General features: G+C 70.3%; 15 protein-coding genes and 3 pseudogenes. 9 read left to right on the forward strand and 9 right to left on the reverse strand.

The genetic code is table 11. The features are described from left to right. Nucleotides 1–280: 280 nt before the first annotated feature. From ACIHAR_RS03095 to ACIHAR_RS03115, 5 genes and pseudogenes are all read left to right on the forward strand, one after another. Entirely contained in the window at nucleotides 281–1,780 is a 1,500-nt protein-coding gene (locus tag ACIHAR_RS03095) for a hypothetical protein (RefSeq protein WP_400016268.1), read from the forward strand. A 383-nt stretch (nucleotides 1,781–2,163) separates the two neighbouring features. Then, on the forward strand, nucleotides 2,164–2,358 hold the full coding sequence (locus ACIHAR_RS03100) for a hypothetical protein (RefSeq protein WP_400016359.1): 195 nt from the start codon (nucleotides 2,164–2,166) through the stop codon (nucleotides 2,356–2,358). Between the two features lie 160 nt (nucleotides 2,359–2,518). Next, a pseudogene (locus ACIHAR_RS03105) lies at nucleotides 2,519–3,475 on the forward strand (hypothetical protein). Continuing rightward, nucleotides 3,459–4,025: a GNAT family N-acetyltransferase gene (locus ACIHAR_RS03110; RefSeq protein ID WP_400016271.1), complete on the forward strand. Its 567-nt coding sequence runs from the start codon at nucleotides 3,459–3,461 to the stop codon at nucleotides 4,023–4,025. The pseudogene ACIHAR_RS03105 and the gene ACIHAR_RS03110 overlap by 17 nt, the downstream one beginning before the upstream one ends. A gap of 181 nt (nucleotides 4,026–4,206) precedes the next feature. Continuing rightward, nucleotides 4,207–4,770, forward strand: a complete 564-nt coding sequence (locus ACIHAR_RS03115) for a cysteine hydrolase family protein (RefSeq protein ID WP_400016273.1) — start codon at nucleotides 4,207–4,209, stop codon at nucleotides 4,768–4,770. A gap of 291 nt (nucleotides 4,771–5,061) precedes the next feature. Here ACIHAR_RS03115 and ACIHAR_RS03120 read toward each other — a convergent pair whose 3' ends face one another. The 5 genes from ACIHAR_RS03120 to ACIHAR_RS03140 all read right to left on the reverse strand — a co-directional run bounded on the left by ACIHAR_RS03120 (nucleotide 5,062) and on the right by ACIHAR_RS03140 (nucleotide 12,167). Next, nucleotides 5,062–9,396 carry a trypsin-like peptidase domain-containing protein gene (locus ACIHAR_RS03120; RefSeq protein WP_400016275.1) on the reverse strand — a complete coding sequence of 1,445 codons (4,335 nt, stop codon included), beginning with the start codon at nucleotides 9,394–9,396 and terminating at the stop codon, nucleotides 5,062–5,064. Between the two features lie 13 nt (nucleotides 9,397–9,409). Continuing rightward, complete coding sequence (locus ACIHAR_RS03125; protein ID WP_400016277.1) at nucleotides 9,410–9,706, reverse strand: CU044_2847 family protein; 297 nt, start codon at nucleotides 9,704–9,706, stop codon at nucleotides 9,410–9,412. Between the two features lie 256 nt (nucleotides 9,707–9,962). After that, nucleotides 9,963–10,583: a hypothetical protein gene (locus tag ACIHAR_RS03130; protein ID WP_400016279.1), complete on the reverse strand. Its 621-nt coding sequence runs from the start codon at nucleotides 10,581–10,583 to the stop codon at nucleotides 9,963–9,965. Nucleotides 10,584–10,632: 49 nt separating this feature from the next. After that, entirely contained in the window at nucleotides 10,633–11,841 is a 1,209-nt protein-coding gene (locus ACIHAR_RS03135; RefSeq protein WP_400016281.1) for a hypothetical protein, read from the reverse strand. A gap of 116 nt (nucleotides 11,842–11,957) precedes the next feature. Beyond that, nucleotides 11,958–12,167 carry a hypothetical protein gene (locus ACIHAR_RS03140; RefSeq protein ID WP_400016283.1) on the reverse strand — a complete coding sequence of 70 codons (210 nt, stop codon included), beginning with the start codon at nucleotides 12,165–12,167 and terminating at the stop codon, nucleotides 11,958–11,960. Nucleotides 12,168–12,392: 225 nt separating this feature from the next. Between ACIHAR_RS03140 and ACIHAR_RS03145 the strand changes: the two genes are divergently transcribed. Beyond that, on the forward strand, nucleotides 12,393–13,163 hold the full coding sequence (locus tag ACIHAR_RS03145) for a LuxR C-terminal-related transcriptional regulator (protein WP_400016285.1): 771 nt from the start codon (nucleotides 12,393–12,395) through the stop codon (nucleotides 13,161–13,163). Between the two features lie 279 nt (nucleotides 13,164–13,442). Here ACIHAR_RS03145 and ACIHAR_RS03150 read toward each other — a convergent pair. The 3 genes and pseudogenes from ACIHAR_RS03150 to ACIHAR_RS03160 all read right to left on the reverse strand — a co-directional run. Next, nucleotides 13,443–14,085 (reverse strand): annotated as a pseudogene (locus tag ACIHAR_RS03150) (hypothetical protein); the annotation flags it as partial. 247 nt (nucleotides 14,086–14,332) lie between these two features. Further along, nucleotides 14,333–16,237: a sensor histidine kinase gene (locus ACIHAR_RS03155; protein ID WP_400016288.1), complete on the reverse strand. Its 1,905-nt coding sequence runs from the start codon at nucleotides 16,235–16,237 to the stop codon at nucleotides 14,333–14,335. Continuing rightward, nucleotides 16,234–16,911 (reverse strand): response regulator transcription factor, encoded by a 678-nt coding sequence (locus tag ACIHAR_RS03160; RefSeq protein WP_359895921.1) that lies wholly within the window; start codon nucleotides 16,909–16,911, stop codon nucleotides 16,234–16,236. The genes ACIHAR_RS03155 and ACIHAR_RS03160 overlap by 4 nt, the downstream gene beginning before the upstream one ends. A gap of 176 nt (nucleotides 16,912–17,087) precedes the next feature. On the opposite strand from ACIHAR_RS03160, the gene ACIHAR_RS03165 reads away from it, so the two are divergent. From ACIHAR_RS03165 to ACIHAR_RS03175, 3 genes are all read left to right on the forward strand, one after another. Beyond that, the gene (locus ACIHAR_RS03165) at nucleotides 17,088–17,486 is read left to right on the forward strand and encodes a hypothetical protein (RefSeq protein ID WP_400016291.1); all 399 of its coding nucleotides are present in this window, start codon (nucleotides 17,088–17,090) and stop codon (nucleotides 17,484–17,486) included. A 71-nt stretch (nucleotides 17,487–17,557) separates the two neighbouring features. Beyond that, entirely contained in the window at nucleotides 17,558–17,773 is a 216-nt protein-coding gene (locus tag ACIHAR_RS03170) for a hypothetical protein (RefSeq protein ID WP_400016293.1), read from the forward strand. Between the two features lie 118 nt (nucleotides 17,774–17,891). Then, nucleotides 17,892–19,043 (forward strand): DUF6777 domain-containing protein, encoded by a 1,152-nt coding sequence (locus ACIHAR_RS03175; protein ID WP_400016295.1) that lies wholly within the window; start codon nucleotides 17,892–17,894, stop codon nucleotides 19,041–19,043. A 602-nt stretch (nucleotides 19,044–19,645) separates the two neighbouring features. On the opposite strand, the pseudogene ACIHAR_RS03180 reads toward ACIHAR_RS03175, so the two are convergent. Then, nucleotides 19,646–20,048 (reverse strand): annotated as a pseudogene (locus ACIHAR_RS03180) (IS982 family transposase); the annotation flags it as partial.

The raw sequence follows: 20,048 nt of genomic DNA on the forward strand, positions 1-20,048 counted from the left end.
TGTCGGTCAGTAGCGAGAGCGTTTGTTGTCCGGGAGCGTAGACGCCCCGCGGGCACGGCAGTGATGTAGCCGAGTTCAGCAACGCCCGGTTTCTTGACCAGCCCCGTATGTCGTGCATCCGTCGTAGGGGGGATGCGGAGCGTGGCGGTGTGCCGCGTACGGTCAGGGATAAAGGCTCTCGCCATGTGGTTCGAAGCCCTGCGGACGGCGCCGCCGGTCAGCGCCGACGAGGGAGCCGTCGGGCGGCCCGGTTCAGGAGGCGAGCTGGCAGGATGACGTGGTGTCCGACTTTCTCCGTGAACTGTGGCTGCGCGGCATCGCCTTCAACGCGGCCGCACCCGCCGACGTGCTGATACGTCTCCTGGACGAAGCGTCCGGTGAGGCCGGCTTGCTGATGTGCGAGGGCCGCGACCTGCCCGACGCCGTCATCGACGCGGCCCTCCGCCACCCGGTCGAGCGGATCCGCCGCGCCCTCGCCCGCAACCTGCACGTCGACCCCGCACGACTCGCTCCCTTGGCATCGGACCCTTCGGGACTCGTCCGTGCGTATCTCGCCGGCGGCACCCGGCTCCAGCCCCGGTGGGTCCGGCCCCTGCCGGACGACATCCTCGTCACCTTCCTGACCGCCCAGGACGGAGGCGAGGACGGCAGGGTCACCGAGAAGGAGATCATCGGGGAGCTCTGGTCCTCCCGGCAGGTCCCGCCGTCCTTCCCACAGGCCATGGCCGGTCACGACCACCCCGCACTCCGTCTGTACGCCGCCTTGCAGTGGCAGTCGCTCACCGCTGCGCAGCGTCATGCCCTGCTCGACGACCCCGACCCCGCCGTGCGGGAAGCAGCCAGGAAGGGCAGCCGGCAGCTGGACCCGGAGGCGGTGGAGGCCGAGCTGCCGCCCATCGGATCACGCCACGCGGTGTCCGTGCTCAGCACCTGTGCCCTGTCACCCGCGGTCGTCGAGCAGTGCTTCGCGGACGACGAGGTTCACCCGCTTGCCCGGAACCGCCATACCCCCGCCGACGCCCTCGCCCGGCTCGCCCGCCACCCCGATACAGAGATCCGCCGGCTGGTTGCCACCCGGCCCGATCTGGGACCGGAGGCGGCGGAGCTGAGGCAGGATCCGGACGAGGAGGTGCGGATGCGTGCCCGCCTCCAGCCCTCCATCCGTACCTGGGCCGAATTCCAGGAGGTCCAAAAGGTCGTCGATCACGGGCCTGACTGCACCTGCCCGATCACGCAGCCGGCCACCGAGCCGACGCCCGACTGGTACGCCACCTGCGCGGCGTCCGAGGAACCGGTGCTCCGCCGGGTCGCGGCGAGCTGGCCGGGCCTGCCCGCAGAGCTCGTCGGGACACTGGCGCTGGACGATGACGAGGAGGTACGGATCCGGCTGGCCTGCCACCACCCACTGGCTCCGCCACACCTCCTCCTGGACGTCTTCGTCACCCGCCCGGCCCACCGTCCGCACCTGCTGACCCTGCCCGCATTCCCCCGCACCGGCCGGACCCACCTCATCGCCCACCCGGACCCCGAGGTACGCGCCCTGGCCGCGACCGACCCCGCTCTGCCCGAACCTCCGCTGGAAGACCCCGACGATGCGGTACGCCGGGCAGCCGCCGCCAACCCGACCCTGACACCGGAGACCCTGGAAACCCTCCTCACCGACCTCCGCACCGCAGAGGGCGCCGCGGCCAACCCGTCCCTTCCCGTCCCCCGCATGCACGCACTCCTCGACCACTGCCTGAACGGCGCCGCCACCGCGCCGACGGCGGCCCGACGCTGAAGGACGACACCCACATGGCGATCGCGGGCATGGCAATCAAAGTGGAGTCCTTTACGAAGCCCAGACCGGTGTCCTTCGCCGTTTCAAGGAGGACGCCGACCGGATTGATGAGGAGCTGTGCAACGGTGTCGACGGCCTCGTACACCGACATCGCTCTCTTGCCCACGGCAACCACCTGGGGTGCAGAGAGCACGAAGCGCGACAGCCGCGCCACCACGCCCGGGGGTAGCCGCTTGGGGAATGTTCACGCGCGGAGGGTGATGTGACCGTCGGGGCGCCCTGCCCTCTCATACGGACGGCTCACGCCGGGATGCGGCACCAGAGGCTCGCGGCGGATCCGTTACCAGCGGGTCCTGCTGATCATCGACCAGTTCGAGGAGCTGCTGGTCCAGTCGACCGACGGCCGGCTGCGGGACCTCCTCGCCGTCATCGACGAGGTCACGAAGGCGGCGGACGCGTACACCAAGATCACCCTCATCCTGGTCATGCGGGACGACTTCTATCCCCAGCTGGCCGCCCTGGCACCCAAGTTGCTGGAAGCCGCGATGCCGGGCCTGCTGAACGTGCCGGCACGCTGAGCCAGCAGGACCTGCACGACATCGTCGTCCTGCCGGCCGAAGACGTAGGACTCCGCTTCCAGCCGGGCCTGCCCGAGCGGATCATCGGCGACGTCATGGAGATCACCCCCGAGGCGGCCATCACCCGCCTGGCACCGGTCACGTGCTGCCGCTGCTGTCGATGACGCTCAACCAGCTGTGGCACCGGCGGCAGGACGGGTACCTCACCCATGAGGCGTACCGGCGCATCGGGAAGGTCAGCGGAAGCGTGACCACATGGTGCTAGGGCACCGTCGAGGAGCTGTCCGAGGAGCAGCGGATGATCGCCCGGCGGGCGCTGACCTCCCTGGTGCACCCCTCCGACCCCAGCCACAACATCGCGGCCGTCCGCAGCCAGGTCCCGCTCCACGAACTGCGCGACTTGGCAGCGGATGCGGGGGGCCGTGAGGAGAAGGCGGCGGTCGACGCGGTCATCGCCTCCCTCACGCGCCGCCGCATCATCACCACCCAGGCGATGCAGGACCCGCGGCATCCCGGCGCGGCACCGGGCGAGCCGGTGGCCGAGCTGATCCACGAGGCCCTGATCCGGGATTGGGGGGCGCTGCGGGAGTGGGTGGACCAGGAACACCGTTTCCAGAAATGGCTGGGCCGCACGCGCGAGCGGCGCGCCCGCTGGGCCACGGAGAAAGACCCGGGGGACTTGTTGGGCGGTACGGCGCTGGCGGAGGGACTTGAGTGGTCAGGACAACGCCGTCTGCCGGCCGACATTGAAAGTTTCCTCACGGTCAGCAGGCAGCGCCAACGCGCCGTCATCCGGCGCAGCAGGCGGCTCAACGCAGTTCTGGGGGGACTGCTGGTGCTCGCGCTCATCGCGGCAGGAGGTCTCTTTGGCATCGTCCGCGTCGCCGCGCTCGCCCTCACGCAGGACGGTCACGCTGGCCAGGCCTACATCCACAACGGGCCGCAGGCGCTCACCACCCGTGAGCAGGCGGAGATCCTTGCCGACGTTCCGGGACGGCGGGAATCCCCTGGCGGGAGAGGTGTTCAGCACTCGATGGCCGTAGGTTTCGGTGCTGGTAATTGCGTTGTCGATCTAGTGATGCTGAGGCAGCATCCCGGTCATGGGACAGCCTGCTGATGTGCTTCGCTTTGACCAGGTCGAACTGCGCCGGTGGCGTGTCGACGACGTCGAGACCCTGCATCGGGCGATCACCGAGTCGCGTGATCACCTGCTGCCATGGATGCCCTTTGCGGCCACCCACGACCGGAAGCAGGGGGAAGGGTTTCTGGCCTACTCCGAGGAGCAGTGGGGCACGGGGGAGGAGTACAACTACGCGATCACCTCGAGTGGAGTGGTCGTCGGCAGTTGCGGATTGCATCGCCGGATCGGACCTGGCGGTCTGGACATCGGATATTGGCTCCATCACGCGTGGACGGGGAAGGGGTTGGCCACTATGGCCGCGGCTGCGCTCGTACAGGCGGGACGGGACATGCCGGGCATCGATCGCATCGAAATCCACCACGACGCAGCCAATTCCGCGAGTGGTGCGGTCGCCCGCCGCTTGGGCTTTACCGAGGTTGAGCGCGTACGCGTGCCGGGTGGGCCGGAAGCCCCTGGCGAGACGGGTGTCCAAGTGAGATGGCGCCTGCAGATCGGGGCCGAGAGGGACCAGTGGCTCCGTAACTGACGGGCGACACCGCTTATCACCGGGTTTGGACAGCACCTACGTCGTCCTGCCGGGCAAGAACTGACACCGGTCATGGGCGCACTGCGGCGCGACGCTGATGAGGATCTGCGGAACCCCCAACCACGGCTCGGTTGATCCACCAGACTTGCTCTGGTTCTTCCACGGAGAAGGGACGGCGAGCATGGCAAACAGTGCGCTTCTGGTGATGGACGTCCAACGGGACATCGTGGCTATCGCCGACGACGGTTCCGGATATCTGCCGCGCTTGCGCCAGGCGATCGACGGAGCCCGGGCTGCAGGCATCCCCGTGATCTACGTGGTGATCGGGTTACGGCCGGGTGATCCGGAAGTCAGCCCCCGCAACAAGGTGATGACAAACATCGTGCGGGCCGGCCTGTTCACCGAGGGGCAGCCTGGCACCGAGATCCATGACGACGTCGCCCCCCAGCAGGGCGACGTCGTGGTGACCAAGAGACGAGGGAGTGCCTTCTCGGGCAGCGACCTCGACTTAGTACTCAGGGCTCGCGGTATCGACAGCCTTGTTCTCACCGGCATCGCCACCAGCGCTGTAGTGCTGTCCACCCTGTGGCACGCCATCGACCTGGACTTCGGCCTCACCGTCCTGGCGGACGCCTGCCTCGACACCGACCCCGAGGTGCACACGATGCTTACCGAAAAGCTGTTCCCACAGTGGGCAGACGTCCTGGCCGTCGAGGACTGGCTCAAAGCCATCGCACCGCAATAGCGGAAGGCCGTCCTGGCGTGCGGGGCAAGTCGGCTTCGCCTCCTGCCGGCCGGGAAGAGGTCAGTCGACGGAGTCGCCCGGGCCTGGGTAAGGGTGCCAAGCGGCTCGGGCCAGCGTAGAAGCGGTCCACATGCCGCAGTGTGAGCTGCAACGCGGTCAGCGTTTCGCACCCCTTGTCCCCCACTGTGTCAACCCAGAGCAGCCGGCGAGGCGGATAGTGTTCGACTGCCGCCGCGGTCACCGCGCCATCCCGGCGCAGGCCGCGGCCCCCTCGCTGAGGTGCCCCCCGGCTCAGGCACACGTGTCCCGGTACGGCAGCGACGGTACGAAGGACTCCCACTCCACCTCGTCGAGCCCGCCGCCGGCGAGGGCGCACGCCAGTTCCGTCGGCTCGGCGCGCGCGTCCGCGATGGCCCCCACGTTCCACAACCGCACCACGCCGTCCGCGCCGTCGGTGACCAGTGTGCGGGTGTTGGGGGAGAACGCCATCGTGAGAACGGGGCCCGAGTGGCTCTCCGCTGCCGCGCCGCTGAGGTTCTGCGGGCCGTCCTCGTCGGGCGCCCAGATCACGATCGTGCCGTCGGTCGCCCCGGTGGCCGCCGTGGTCCCGTCCGGTGAGAACGCGATGGCGGAGATCGCCGTACGGTGACCCTTGACCGGAAGCCCCAGTCGGCGGTGCTCCTCGTAGGCACCCCCGATCCGCCACAGCGTCAGCGTGCCGGACGGGCTACCGACGGCCAGGATCCGTCCCCCCGGATTGAATTCCACCGCCGAACCGACGTTGCCCGGACCGGGCAGTTCCCGGGCCCCGCTGCCGGGCATGGGGCCGGAGTCGCCTACCGGCCACAGTTGCACGCTCGCCCCGACCGGGTCGCCGCGGTCCCGGACCACCCGGGACAGCGGCTGGTTGGGCGCGATCCGCGCCATCGTGTCGGTCTGCCTGCTGAACGCCACCCGCGTGACGAACTGGGGGAAGACCGTGCCCATGGTGAGGGGGATCGTGCGCGAGCCCGTCCGCCAGCGCACCACATAGGCGCTGTCCGAGATGTGCAACGTCCGGCCGTCCGGCGTGTAACTCAGCGCGGTGACCCGGTCGAGCGTGGTCCTCGGGGTCGCGCCACGCCGTACCGGGCGCCTCGCGTCGCTGACGTCCCACAGCTGGACCGTGCCAGCGCCGCCCACCGCCAGTTCCCGGCCGTCGGGGCGGAACGCCAGGGCCGTGACGCCGCCCGGGACGCGTGTGCGCACGGTGGACATCCGGACCGCGTGATCCGGCGAGGTGATGTCCCAGCAGTCGATCCGGCCGTCCTGGCGCGCGGTGACCAGGACGCGGCCGTCCGCCCGCAGGGCCAGGGAGGGGGAGTGGGACGGCAGTTCGCCGCCCAGGGCCTGTGGTCGGCTCGGCGGGCGGAGGTTCCACACCGTCGCATAGCCCCCGGCGGAACCGTCGTGCCGCACCATGACGCGCCGCCCGTCCGGCGAGAAGCGGATCGCGACGGCCTCGCTCTCGTGGGGCGAGGGGAAGGCGTCGACGCGACGGGCCCGGGAGCGGTCCGTGAGGTCCCAGAGCACGGCGCTGCCGTCGTCGCCCGCCGTCGCCAGGGTCCGGCCGTCCGGTGCGAACACCGCCGCCGCGCGGGCGTCGGTCAGGGTTTCGAGCAGCACGGGATGCTCGGGATCGGCCAGATCCCAGCGCATGACACCGCCGGTCGCGGCGGCGACGATCGTCCTCCCGTCCCGGCTGAAGGAAATCTGGGAAATCTCGTACGGGTCGGTGTACGTCTCGGTCGTGAGCGGCGGCAGGCGCAGGCGCGCCACCTCGCGCCGTGGCGCGGCGACGCTCCACAGGGCGACCGATCGTTCGCCGGCCACCGCGATGAGACGGCCGTCGGGGGAGAGCGACGGCGAGGCCGACCACGGGGTGGCATCGTCGTCGGATGGTTTCGGCAGTACCCGGAGCGGCGCCCCTGTCGCCGTCGGGCGGGCAGGCCGGGAGACGTCCCAGAGGGTCACCGTGCCGTCCCGGTGACCGATCACCAGACGTCTGCCGTCCACGCCGAACTCCGCGTCGCTCGCCGCCGCGCCGAGCACCGGCGACACGGTGGCCTCGTCGGCGCCGGGAGCGCCCATGGAGCGCACCCGCACCCGCAGGTCCGCGTCGAACGTGGCCAGCCGCTTCCCGTCCGGACTGAGGTCGGCCAGGGCGCCGATGTCGAGGCGTCGCAGCGCCCGTCCGGGCCGGGTCCCGCCGACGGCGTAGGTGGTGGAGAGCACGCCGTCCTCGCCGGACTTGGCGGTCTGGACGAGGAGTCGCTCGCCCCGGTCGTCCGTGAATCCGATGCCGGCACCCGAGAAGGTCGCCGCGAGCCTGGTGGTGTTCAGCGTGTTGACCAGGCTCGCCCGGACCTTGGCGGTGCCGCGCAGCCGGTCGGCGGCCATGCCCAGTTGCAGGGCGAGTCGCGGATCGCTCTCGCGCAGCCGCTCGGCCTGCGCGGCGAGCCCTTCCGCGGTGGCGACCAGCTCGCCCTGCGCCTTCTCCTCCTTCGCCTGCCGCTCGCCCTCGGCGTAGTCGAGGGCGACGGTGGAAACGGCCAGCAGGCCGGCCGTCAGCAGGGACAGCCCCGTGATGACGGCGCGGCGGATCCGCAGCCGGCGCCGCTCGCGCGCCTTGTGGTGCTCGTCGCTGAGCCGGAGGAACGCGCTGATGCGGGGCGGGAGGGTACGGGTGCGGGCGGCCCAGCCGAGCGCGGCGTCGAGATCGGCGCGTTGCAGGAGACCGCCGGCGTCCGGCGTCGCCTCCCACATGCGCCGCTGCGATTCCACCTGGCGCAGCCAGGCGTCGAACGGGGCGTCCCGCGCCACCCACTCCCTCAACTCGTCCCAGGTGCTGATGAGGTACTCATGGACCAGATCGACCATGGGCCGGCCCTGGTACCTGCCGCCCGACGGTGTGTGCGTGATGACGAGCCGGTGACGGGCCAGCACGGCCAGGACGTCGTCGAAGGACGAGTCGGCGATCAGATCGCGCAGTTCCTCCACCGAGCGCATCTGACGGGTGTCGGGCGTCTGCTCCGTCTCGTCGTGACGGACCAGTGCGCTGAGGATGCGTTCGGCCACGGGTCGGCGACCGGGGCCGAGTTCCCGGAAGGCCCGCTCGTACCAGCCCTTCAGGCTTCCGCTGAACCCGCCGATCCTGTCGTTGTACGCCTCCCAGGTGAGCCGGTTGTCGCTGCGGTTCTCCCACAGCAGCGTCAGGGTCTTCTCCAGCAGCGGCAGCAGAGCGACATCGGCCCTGCCGTCCGCGGCCGAACGGGGACGGGCGGCCAGGGCCTCGGTGACGATGGCTTCCGGCAGGCCCTCCTCGAAACGGAGCCCTACGCTGTGCGCGGGCCGGGTCACGATGGCGCGCAGTTCCTCGGCCCTGAGCGTGGGGAAGAGGTCGATCTGCCCGTGCTTGACGGCTTCCAGCAGGTCGGGCGCGAGCACGTGCAGCCGGTGGTAGAAGTCGACGCGCATGACCAGCAGCACGACCACCGGCTCGTACGAGCGGATGACCTCGGTCAGCTGCCGCAGGGCGTCGGCGGCGTGGATGGGCGGCTCGGCGGCCGACCCGACGGCCGTGAGCAGTTTCTCGAACTGGTCGAAGACCAGCAGCAGCCGGCGGCCGTCCGCCTCGCCGGCCAGCCGCCGACGTACGGCGTCGAGCAGCCCGGTCTCACGAACCCCCGGCAGCCCCTCGCGTTCCAGGTCGGCGGCCCAGTCCCGGCCGGTGCGCGCGGTGCAGGTAAGCCAGTCGTGCGGCAGGTCGGGGAGGACGCCGGCCTGCACCAGGGACGACTTGCCGGAACCGGAGGGACCTTGCAGCAGGACGCCACGGTGCCGCTTCAGCTTCCGCAGTACCTCCTTCGAGGCGGCGTCCCGGCCGTGGAACCACTTGCTGTGTTCCTTGCCGAAGGGTTCGAGGTCCAGATAGGGACAGGTTTCCTGGGAAGCGAGCGCGGGGCAGGCGGCGCGCAGCGCCTCACCCGGGGTCGCGTACGCCACGTTCAGGCCGCGGTGGTGACGGTCGGGGGCGGTGATCTCGGTGACCATGCCGAGGACGAGACCTGATTCCACGTCGAGGACCGGTCCGCCGCTGAAGCCCTGCGCCAGTGCGTTCGCGCCGTCCAGTTGGAGGAGCACGCGGCCGTCGGCGTTGAGATACCCCTGGACGACGCCCGTTCCGTGGCGGCCGTCGGTGTGCGCCTGGGCCGGGAAGCCGAACGACCGCACCCGCTGCCCCTCGAAGCCCTGGGCCGATCCGACCGCCGGCACCGGAAGGCCGGCGGGCACCTCGTGCAGCCGGACGACGGCGATGTCCTCGCCCTCCGGGTCCCGCCAGGGCTCGGCGAGGACCGTCCCGAGCGCACGCGGCGCGTTCTTGGCCTGCGGAAAGCACACCCGGACGTCGTCGCCGGGGCCGTGACCGACGGCGTGCAGGACGTGCGCGCAAGTGAGCAGCAGACCGTCGCCGGCCAGGAACCCCGCGCCGGCCACAGTGCCGTCGGACGCGAGGACCTGCGCGACGGCGGCCTCGGGGCTGGGCGGCTGCGACGACGCCGGCCCTTCGCTCCGTGCCGTCAGCATGGCGGCACCGTCCTCAGCCCGCGCCCTCGCCCGTACTCGCGGCGGCGTTCCAGGTCATCGCCACCTTCAGATGGCAGCCCGCCTCGCTCTTGGCGATGACGGCCCCGGCCTGCGCGGCGAGATTCACGCCGAACTCCACGGTGACTCCGTCCGGTCCGGCCCGCCGCAGTTGTTCCAGGACGGCCCGGGCCATGTCGGTCACCGGTCCCATGGCCGCCTGCAGATGCTGCGGCAGTTCCCGTACGGCGTCCGTGGCCCGGCCCGCCTTGACCGGCCCCCGAGAGTCGGCCGGCACTTCGTCCGGGTCCACCTGCACCAGAATCGAGCCCCCGTCCGCCAACGGGACCCGCACAACCGCCGGTGTCAGCACATGTCCTCCCCACGCATGCTCGTCGACTCAACGTAGCCGATCGGACACGCTCCGGGAGGCGAAGTCGCCGCAATGCGAGGCCGCGGGTTCTGCGGCCCGGCCTTGTCGCCGCTCAACAGCCTTGCTCGGCGCCCCCGTCGATCAGCATGTCCAGCAACTCGCCCTAGCGCCCTCCGTCGGCACTGGCTGACCAGCTTCACATCTGGCGCAGCACGTACTCGTAGCCAATCTGCGGTTCGGGCGACATCCAGTGACGGTGGGCGCCTCCGGCGGGACAGGTGCCGTCGGAGCCGTTGCCGGTGAAGAAGAGACCGGAGCACCGGATGCACAGGAACCACCGCCGCTGGCCGCCAGGGCCGTTGATGCCGTCGGGCAGCGCCTCGATCTTGTACGTCCCCGAGCCGGACCAGTTGTGCCACCGCAACGGTTGACTGCTGTTGGGGCAGTAGGTGGTCGTGCGTCCGCTGTCCGACCAGCCTTTCGACCACAGGGCCGCGCAGTCGCGGCACCACCGCCATTGGGTGTCTCCGACACCGGGGTCCGTGTCGTAGCGGAGCACGTAGTCGCCGCTGCCCGAACTCTGGTGCCCATGGTCCCAGCCGAAGATGCCGCTGCCGACGGGGCAGTAGCCGCTGCCGTTGCCGGAGAACCACAGCTGGCTGCACTGGTAACACCACGTCCACAGGTGCTGCGCGGCTCGGGCGGGGGTAGCGGTTACCAAGGTCGCGGTGGCGCCGGCGATCATCGCGAGCCCGCTTCCAGCCGCTGCGGTGAGCAGGGTGCGACGGGAGATCGAGGGGGTGCGGGTCGTCGGCATGGGGTTCTCCTTCACTGTCCGGGCCGATGGTGGGTGTGGCTGGCGGGGGCTAGCCCGCGTGCGAGGAGAGGGTGAAGTTGCTGTAGCCGCCGCTGTCGGTGACGGCCGGGGAGGGGGCATAGATGATGCCCTTGTCGTCCTGGCGGCCGCGCATAGCGAGTGTGTCGTAGGAGGAGAGCGGCGCGCCGTCGACGGTGACGTAGGAGAACGAGACGTTCAGGGGCCGGGGCCAGGTTGCGCCGAAGGGTTTGACGGTGGGGCGCTCCACGATGATCTCGGCGCTCTCGGAGCGCGCCGCGGACGCCCTTTTCGTCAGGGTTCGGCGTTGTTCCGGCCGGTCGAGGTTGTCGATGGTGAGGATGTAGGCGGTGGGGTCGGCGGAGCTGCGGACGACCGAGGCGGAGATTCGGTCCCCGGCCTCCACCTCCATGGGGATCGTCTGTGCGTTCGAGTCGCGGCCTGCGTCGATGACTTCCCAGAAGGCGCGGTGCTGCGGGTAGAGGTCGTGGCGTCGACAGGCGGCGTGCGTGCCGACCTGGACCAAACTCTCGGTCTCGCTGGTGTCCAGCCCGTCGAGGCCCACCCATACACCGACGTGATTGGAGGGGTCGTCCTGACAGGTGAAGGCGGGCTGGGTCCACACCGCCGTCACGGCTCGCGGCGCCGCGTTGGCGGGGCTGCTCGGCACCACGTAGCCGGCCCAGTTGGTGTACGGGGTGTCGGCGAGGTCGATGTCGTCAATCTGGACCCAGGAGTCCCTGCCGGGGGCGATGTAGCCCGCGTAGAGCGTGACCTGGGTGTGGTTGCCCGAATTGAAGGCCATCTGGACGTACTGGTAGGCGCCGTTGGTGACAACCTTGCCGAAGTTCTTCTGCACGATAGTGCGGCCGTCGGCTCCTCGTGCTCCGAAGTACCCGCTGGTGAAGTTTCCTGATGTCCTGACCCAGCCGGTCAGGTAGTACACCGTCTGACGTTTGACCGTCACCTGTTGCTTGATGGCGTTCCACTTGCGGCTGGAGGTGCGGATGAAGGCGTTGTTCCGTCCGGTCTTGTGGTAGCCGAGGCCGATGTCAATGCCCTTGTAATCAGGGCCCTCTCCCTGCCATGCCCCGGAGACGGTGCGGCTGTTCTGCTGCTCGAAGCCCGGATCACGGACCAGTCCGTAGGGGCGGGCGGCAGCCTGGGGTCCCAGGGCGGACAGCAGGGCCGAGATGATCGCTGAGGTGACGGCCAGGACGAGGCATCGTGGAGGTCGCATACGCAGTCCCCTCTATGCGTGTGTGATCCGTGTACGTGGAATGAGCCGGGCATCAGCCTGGCGGGCCCGGGCCACGCCGTGTCGAAGTCCGCTCTCCAATGGGAGATAAACGCGAGTTATGAGCCGGTCGCCTGCACCGACTGCGCTGCGGTGAGCCTCGCCAGCGCGGAGAACCGTTGAGGCAGCTCCCGCCAGTCGTCACGTCGGCGGGCCACCACGGTCACCACCGGCGGCAGGTCGCACAGTTCTGCGATCCGGACCCCGGCCGGTAGCGGAGGCTCCAGGCTGCGTACGGCCCCGGACAGACCACTACGGGTACGAACCACGTTCGACCTCCACACGGCGACATCGGCAGGCGGGTGGTCCCGCTCTCTCGCTCACCAGGTTGGCGTCCGGAGCGGGCACGAAAAATACGGACAACTTCGTAGTGCCGTAGGCTGTTGGGCGGAGTGAGTTCCTGACAGACTGTCGAGTTCGACTTGGAAGTACATCACTCAAGATTTTTTACGGTTTGCCCGGCGGTGCGGTAATCGGGCAGGCACACTGCGTGTGTGACAGCTCTTTCGGGGCGCGATGCCCGGCTCATTCACGACCTGGCGATAGCGATTCTCACTGAGCCCGAGCCGGTGCGGGTGTGGCCACTGCTCATGGAGCGGTTGACCACCGACCTGCCGGTAGATCTGGCCGTCCTCATCGACCTTGACTGGAACGCCGGCACCGGCCACGCTCTGACCGGCAAACCCGACTGGCTGCACCAGGCGCCTCTGGATGCCCTGATCAACGCTCACATGCGCGTCCATCCTTTACTGCGCCACTACGCCCACACGGCGAACCGAACCCCGCTGACGCTCGACGAGATCGCCACCGACCGCTGGTGGAAGAGCGAGGCCTATCGCGCCGGCAAGTCCGCCATCGGCATCGACCGCCAGCTGGCGCTGCCGCTGAGTTCTCGCACCGGGCAGATCCGGGGCGTCATCATGAGCCGCAGCGGAAGCGGCTTCACCGACCGCGACCTGGAATACGCCGGGCTAGCCCGCTCCCTGCTCGACACGGTGTCCGCCCACGAAAACGTGATGCTCAGCCTTTCAGCACTTGGCGATCCTGCGGAGTACGGAATCACCTCACGGGAAATGGCCGTCCTCGCCTTACTCAGCCAAGGACTGACCGCTTACGCCATCGGCAGCAGACTCCAGATAACGGAGAAGACCGTTGTCAAGCACAAGGAGAACATCTACAAAAAGCTCCGCGTGCACGACCGAGTCACGGCCCTCAACAAGGCCCGCGCTCTTGGACTCATCGCCCCAGAACCGCCTGCCGACTGACAGGCCGCGCCCGCGCGATCGGGCGATCAGCCGGTCGATACGCATCTTCGAGCGGGCCGGGGTCTCCGAATCCGGTGGGGTAAGCCGCTGTCTCTCGGGCCAGTCCGAGTCATCCATCGGAGTGCCGGTGGTGGTGTGGTCGGTGGCGTACAAGTGCAGGACCTCGTAGCCGATGCCCGCGTCGTAGTGGCTCACGGTGCCCCCGGGTGCCCTCACATTGCATCCACCGCGTGCGCCGCGGTGAACGGCACGTTCTCTGCGAACCGCAGGGACGCCGCGTCGGCGTTCCTCGAGGATGCAGCAAGCGTGACGATCGCCGATCGTTTGATCTCGGCTGATGTGTCACGTGCCCTGAAGAGTGCGACGTCGTGGCGGATCCGAGTGGTGATGTCGGGGGCGCTGTCGTTGAGAGCACGGTGCACCAGCTGGCCGCGGGCGTCGTCGGTGACGGCGACCAGGCGCCCGAGGTCCTCGCCTTCGGCGGCCAGTCATACTCGATGCCGGCCTCGCGCAGCAGCTGGTTGACCTTCCACCTGCACAGGACACGTGCCGGGCCGTTGTGGAACTCCGAGTGGTGCCATCCGCAGCCGCCGTACGAGTGGAAGCGCCGCATACGGGGCCGGCTCACCAGATCGTGGAACGCCTCGATCAGGCCGTAAAAGATGTCCTCGTCCCACGTCTCCGGCGTCAGAGGCCACAGACCAGGGATGCCCAGGCGCCTGTCGATCACCTCGGAAGCGTCGGGCAGCTCACTGTGATCGTCGACGCAGTCCTCGCCAAAAACCTCAACCAGGTAGCCGTTGTCGGCGAACTCGTTGATGAGCCGCGCGAAGTCACGTCGGGTGTCCCGCGCGGAACTGCCATCGTGGGCGCGTCCCTCCGCTCGCGCGGAGAGGACAGTTCGCGGAGCACAGGAACCGCGCGGCCGGACGGCTCACCTCCGCTCGCGCGGAGAGGACGACACCGGGACCTTCTGCCCGTCGTCGCTCGCGCGGAGAGAACCCGTTTCCCCGACTCCGGGAGCGCAGCGTCGTACAGCGGACGAACCCCGGGCCGAACCGCCGAGTTGCGACGGGCACCCGGCTGTTCGTCGACGAGAAGCTGGTGACGTCGTCCGGGCTGGAGCGGTACACGGTGATCCGAGGGGAGTCCTGGTAGCCGCTCTGCTGTCAGGCGGGGATGGCGAGCGGCAGGTCGGCGGTGACGGTGGCGCCCTGGGGGGTGGTGCGGATGGTGAGGGTGCCGCCGATCTCCTCGACGCGTTCGCTCATGGACTGGATGCCCACTCCGGGCGTCCACGGCTCTGCGCAGCGCCCGCTGTCGGCGACGGTCACGCGCAGCAGCGCAGGGTCCGGGAGTTCCAGGGTGAGGGCGGCGGTGGTGCCGTCGGAGTGCCGGGCGATGTTGGTCACGGCCTCCACCGCCACCCGGTACGCCGCGACCTCCACGGCCGCGGGGAGCGGCGGCAAGCGGTCCGGGGCCTCGATCGTGACTGCCAGGGCCCGGCCGTCCGCGGCACGCAGCGGGGCGATGCGCTGGCGGACGGCGTCGACGAGGCCGAGTTCGTCCAGGGCCCGTGGCCTGAGTCCGTAGACGATCCGGCGGATCTCGGTGATTGCGTCGCCGATGTCGGCGCGCAGTCCGCGCAGCGTCTGCGCGGCACGCTCCGGGTCGTTGGCGATGAGGTTGACGGCCGCGTCCGCGGTGTAGGCGATGCCGGTCAGGGCCGGACCGAGGCCGTCGTGCAGATCGCGGCGCATCCGACGGCGTTCTTCCTCCAGGGCGCTCACCACCCGGCCGCGGGAGACGCGCAGTTGCTCGCTGAGCCGCGCGGCGTGCAGGGCCTGGGCGAGCGGAGCCGCCACCAGCTCGACGACCGACGTCGCGGCCCGGGGCAGCCGCAGGTGCCCGGGCGGGAGACACACCACCAGGTCGCCCACGTGCTCTCCGCCCGCTCGCAGGGGGGTGAGTGTGGTGTGTCCGTCGTCCATGGCGCCCGCGGTGGCGATGTCGGCCCCGTCCTGGCGGAGCGCGATCCCGGGCACGCCGAGGGTGACGCGCAGTGTGTGCAGCCACAGCGGCGGCGGGGCGCCCGCGGTCAGGTCGGTACCGAGGCGGGTCAGCGCCTCCACCGGATCGGCCGACCTGCCGAACAGCATCTCGTCCATGCTCGCCTCGACCCGCAGCCGTACGGGGTGGTAGACGGCGGCGATCGCGGCCGCCAGCAGTGCCGGTACTCCCTTGCCGGGCCGGGCGCCCACCACCATTTCCCACCCGGCCGCGATCCCCTCGTACACCGCCGCGCTCAGCCCCAGCATGACGATCAGTACGGCGGCGCCGCGGATCACCACCCGTACGTCGGCCCGGCGCGGTGCGACGATCGCCACGGTGACCGCGAGAGGCATGGGCAGTGACAGCACTCCGGTGGCGACGACGGTGGCCACGGGCCCCATGGGAAGGGAGTTCTGCGCGGCGAAGAGCAGCATGCCGCCCAGCGTCGTCCCGGCGGCGCCCAGGACCAGCCACAGCACCCGGCGTCGGTCGTCCCCGGCGGTCACCTCGAAGAGCACCCATGTCCCGGCGCACATCGCGGTTCCGGCGGCGATCGCCGCACCCACCTGCGCGGTCTCCACGCCTGCCACTGCGGCCACCGCGCATCCGGTGCCGGTGACGACGACGGCGACGTCCGCCCAGCGCAGCATGCGGGACGGTGGCCGCTGCGCCACGACACGGAGGGCGGCCAGCGGCACGGTCACCGTGGCGGCGAGGACGGCCAGGGCAGAGGCGAGTGCGGGTGCGCCGGCAGCGAGCACGAGCGGCGCGGCCAGCAGGGCGGCCGCGGCCACGGCGAGGAACCGGCCCGCCGCCGAGCCCGGGCGGCGGGCGGTGACCGTGACGCAGGACCCCGTCAGGAAGACACCGACCATCACCGCCCAGATGGCCCACTGGTCGGAAGTGGAGGGCGGGGCGAACCAGAGGGAGGCGAGGGCCGCGGCAACGAGGAGCGCGAGACCGGTCCACAGCGCCGCGAGGGATGTGCCGACGAGCAGCGTCGCCGGGTGCCGTCCCGTCATGGCCCCGACTCCGGCGTCCCTTCGCCCAGCCCCCGCTCCCGGGCCAGGATCACCGCCTCGGCCCGGCCGCTCACACCGAGCTTGGTGAAGATGGCGGACAGATGGTTCGCCACCGTCTTGGTGGCCAGTGTCAGGTCGGCCGCGACCCGTGCGTTGCTGTAGCCCCGGGCCACGCGGTCGAGCACGTCGAGCTCGCGTCCGGTCAGCTCGGGGAAGGGGGGAGCGGCCGGTGCGGGCGCCTGGTCGAGGTGGCCGAGAAGACGGGCGGCTACGCGGGGCGCCATGACGAACTGACCTGCCGCCACCGAGCGGATGGTGGTGAGGATGTCCTCCTGCTGGGCGCCCTTGAGGAGGTAGCCACGGGCACCGGCGCGCATCGCGGACACCACCGTCTCGTCGTCCTCGAACATGGTGACCACCAGCACCGCCACCTCCGGCAGCAGCGCGGCCAGCCGCCGGGTCGCCTCGACGCCGTCCATCGCGGGCATCTGGATGTCCATCACGACGACATCGGGCCGGCTCAACTGGGCCTCGCGCAGCGCCTCTTCGCCGGTGGCCGCCTCCGCCACCACCTCCACGCCGTCAAGCGAGGCCAGTAGCGCGCTCATTCCGCGCCGTACGACGGGATGGTCATCGGCGATCAGCACCCGGATCGGGCCGGCGGCGGAGGTCATGTCCCGATGATGGCCGACGGGGCTCCCGGCCGGGAGCCCCGTCAGTCCTTGCCGCCCGGGAAACCCTCCCGGGTGACGGGGAACTTCGGACCGTGTGCGCAGCTGGGCCGCACGCCATGCTCGGTTTACCGGGTCGCCGCACCGGCGGCCCTCAACACCCTTACGGGGGAACCGACATGAGCCGGACGGAAGCGGCGAACCCCGCCCTCAGCCGTAGGAACAAGGTGGGCCTCGCACTTGCCGGTGTGCTGGGGCTGATCGACATGGCCAGCCTCCTCACCCCATGGCCGGACTCGGACGCGCCGGGGCCGCCGGTGGGCGTCCTCGTCGCCGGGACCGTCCTCGGAGTGATCACGGTCGTCGCTGTCGTCCACACCTGGCTCACGGCCAACCGCACCGGCTCCCGCGTCGTCGCCGGGTCGCGGATCCTGTCGGCGATCACCGCGCTTCCGGCGTTCTTCGTCACGGGCGTCCCGGCCTGGGCCGTGGCCGTCGTGGCGCTCCTCGTGGTCGTCACCGTCGTCGTGATCGCTCTGGTCCTGTCCCGTCCGGCTCCGGAAGCCACCGCGACGTGACACCGGCTCCAGGCCCCCGCCCACAGCGACCGCGGTGAAGCCACCCGGTCACCACACCGAAGGAGTACGGCATGAGCCGGGGAAATCGCTACTTCACCTGGGACGGCTACTACCGCGGTCCCGGGGCCGGCATCGGCTTCGTGCTGCTGCTCGGCGCAGTCCTCTACGAGGTGGCCCACCCGGGCACGATCGACGGCCTTCTGGAATCCCTGCGGCCGCAGCTCCCCGATCTGCCCACGCCCACCGTCACGCCGCCGGCTCCGCCCGGTGACGTGCCCACCCCTTGAGTCGTGCGGCACCACGGGGGAGCGCCGTACGCACATCCGCTCGTCGCGTGCCGCGGCTCCCACACCCGGCGCGCGACGGGCCCCAACCGACATGACGTATCCGAGCGAAGGACGAGAAGTGAGAAACACACGGGGGATCGGACGAGCCGCCCTGCTGATCGCGGCACTGCTGAGCATCGTCGGACCGACCACCACGGCGTGCCTGCCCGCCAAGATCGCCGTCAAGGCTGTCGCCCGGGGTGCTCCGGCCGTCGCGCCCTTCTTCGGCGAAGCCCTCGGGCTGGCCACGAACCTCCCGGTCGACGGGCCGCCGGCCCTCGGCGGAGGTGTGCACAAGGGAGACAGGCCCGGGCTCTACGGGGGCTCACGGAACGGGCAGAGCTGCGACAAGGCCAAGCTCGGCGCGTTCCTCGAGGACCCGGCCAACCGGAAGAAGGCGGTGCGGTGGGCGGAGGTGCAGGGCATCGGCCGCCAGGAGATCGGCGGTTTCCTCAAGAAGCTGACGCCCGTTCTGCTGCGCAACGACACCCTGGTGAAGAACCACGACTACAAGAAGGGCAGGGCGGTCCCCTTCGAGGCGCTGCTGGAAGCGGGCATCGCGGTCCTGGTCGACCTGAACGGCAGGCCCGTGGTGCAGTGCAGCTGCGGCAATCCGCTGGGGGCGTTCGAGCACGATGTCGACAGCGCCGAGGTCGAGTTCAAGGGCGGGAACAGGAAGTGGAAGTCCTACGACCGGGACAAGGTCGTCAAGGTAGAGCCCACGGACGACGGTGAGGAGGTCGAGAAGTACGAGCTCGTCGACGTCCAGGAGGAAGACGCCGGTCTGGAAAGGCCGGCGGGCTCGGACGGGGCGGAGGACACTCCCCTGACCGTCGACCCCGGCGTCGGGCCTGACGGGCCTGACGACGGCCACGTCGACGTTCCCGACGTGACGGGCCTCTCCCTCGAGGAGGCCCGGCGGATCTTGGAGAGCCAAGGGCTCGCCGTCGAGACCACGGAGCAGCCCTCCGACACCGTCGGGCCCGGCACCGTCCTCGGCCAGAGTCCGGCCACCGGCGATCAGGTCCCGGCGGAATCCACCGTGACGCTCACGGTGGCCGCCGCCCCGTCCACGGCCGACCCCACGACGGACCCCCCGTCAGAGCAGCCCGCCTCCCCGAGCACGCCCTCGGCCGCTACGGGCGACGACACGACGGAAACCGCGGATCCGGTCGGAGAAGTCGGAGAAACCCCGCCCGCCGCTCCGTACGCTGGCGGAGCCGACTCCTGAAGCCCCGCGCCGCCGCTGTCCACCGCTTCCTGCCCACCCACGCCAACCAGGAGATTCACATGGAGAGCAGCGCTTCGACCGAGACGGGGCCGACCGTTGGCCGACGGGGGCGTGCCCCCTGCCAGGGGGCCGCGTAGGGGTGGAAGCCGGGTCCCTTTGGGGACCTCGCGGAGTCGAGCGCGGGACCGGGGCCACTGGCCCCGGAGCGGGTGGGCCCCGGCACCGTCCTCCTGGTGCGGGGGCCCACGCGTGTTTCCGGTGTCGGCCGGGCCCACACGAGATCACCGTCCGGTGTCTCGCTGCTCCAGAGCCACCCGGTGTCGTCGAGTTCCCTCACGACCGAGAGGATGGGCATGCTGTCGCCTGGGCTGACTCCGCTTGCGGCGGAACCCTCGTCGACTGGTCCCACTCCTTCCTCGGTATCACCCTCAAGACGGTGCCCCGCCGCAAAGACCAGGACGGATTCGCCGTCCTCGCCAAGCGGTGGCGAGTCGAGCGGGCCATCTCGTGGATATGAGAGCTAGGAGAAATGTGCGCGACTACGAGCGGCTCATCTCCAACAGCGAGGCCCACATCAGCTGGACGAGTAGTTCCGATGTGGCTCAGTGGTCGTAGGCGATGAGTGACCTGGTGACGGCTGCGCCGATGGTGCGGTTGTGCCAGATCGCGCAGGTCATCGCCAGGATCCGCTGAGCCACGCGGACAGCGACGCCTTCGATGGTCCGGCCGCCGTGTTGTTCGAGGTCGAGCTGGCCCTTGAGGGTGTCGTTGACCGACTCGATCAGCTGGCGCACCGTTTTGAGCAGGTCTTCTCCCGGCCGCGGGGTGCCGCGGTTGCGGTAGGAGGGCCGCAGCAGGCTGATGCTGCGGGCTGCGAGGAAGCGGTCGAGTTCCGCGGCGATGTAGCCCCTGTCGGCCAGGATGAGCAGGCCGGGTCGGTCGGTGGCCAGGTTCGGTTCGTTGTCGATGAGGGCGGCCAGTACCTGCCGTTCGTCGATCTTGGGG

Origin of the sequence: Streptomyces sp. NPDC052016 (genome assembly GCF_044548445.1) — a bacterium.
In the GTDB taxonomy this organism is placed as follows: Bacteria; Actinomycetota; Actinomycetes; order Streptomycetales; family Streptomycetaceae; genus Streptomyces.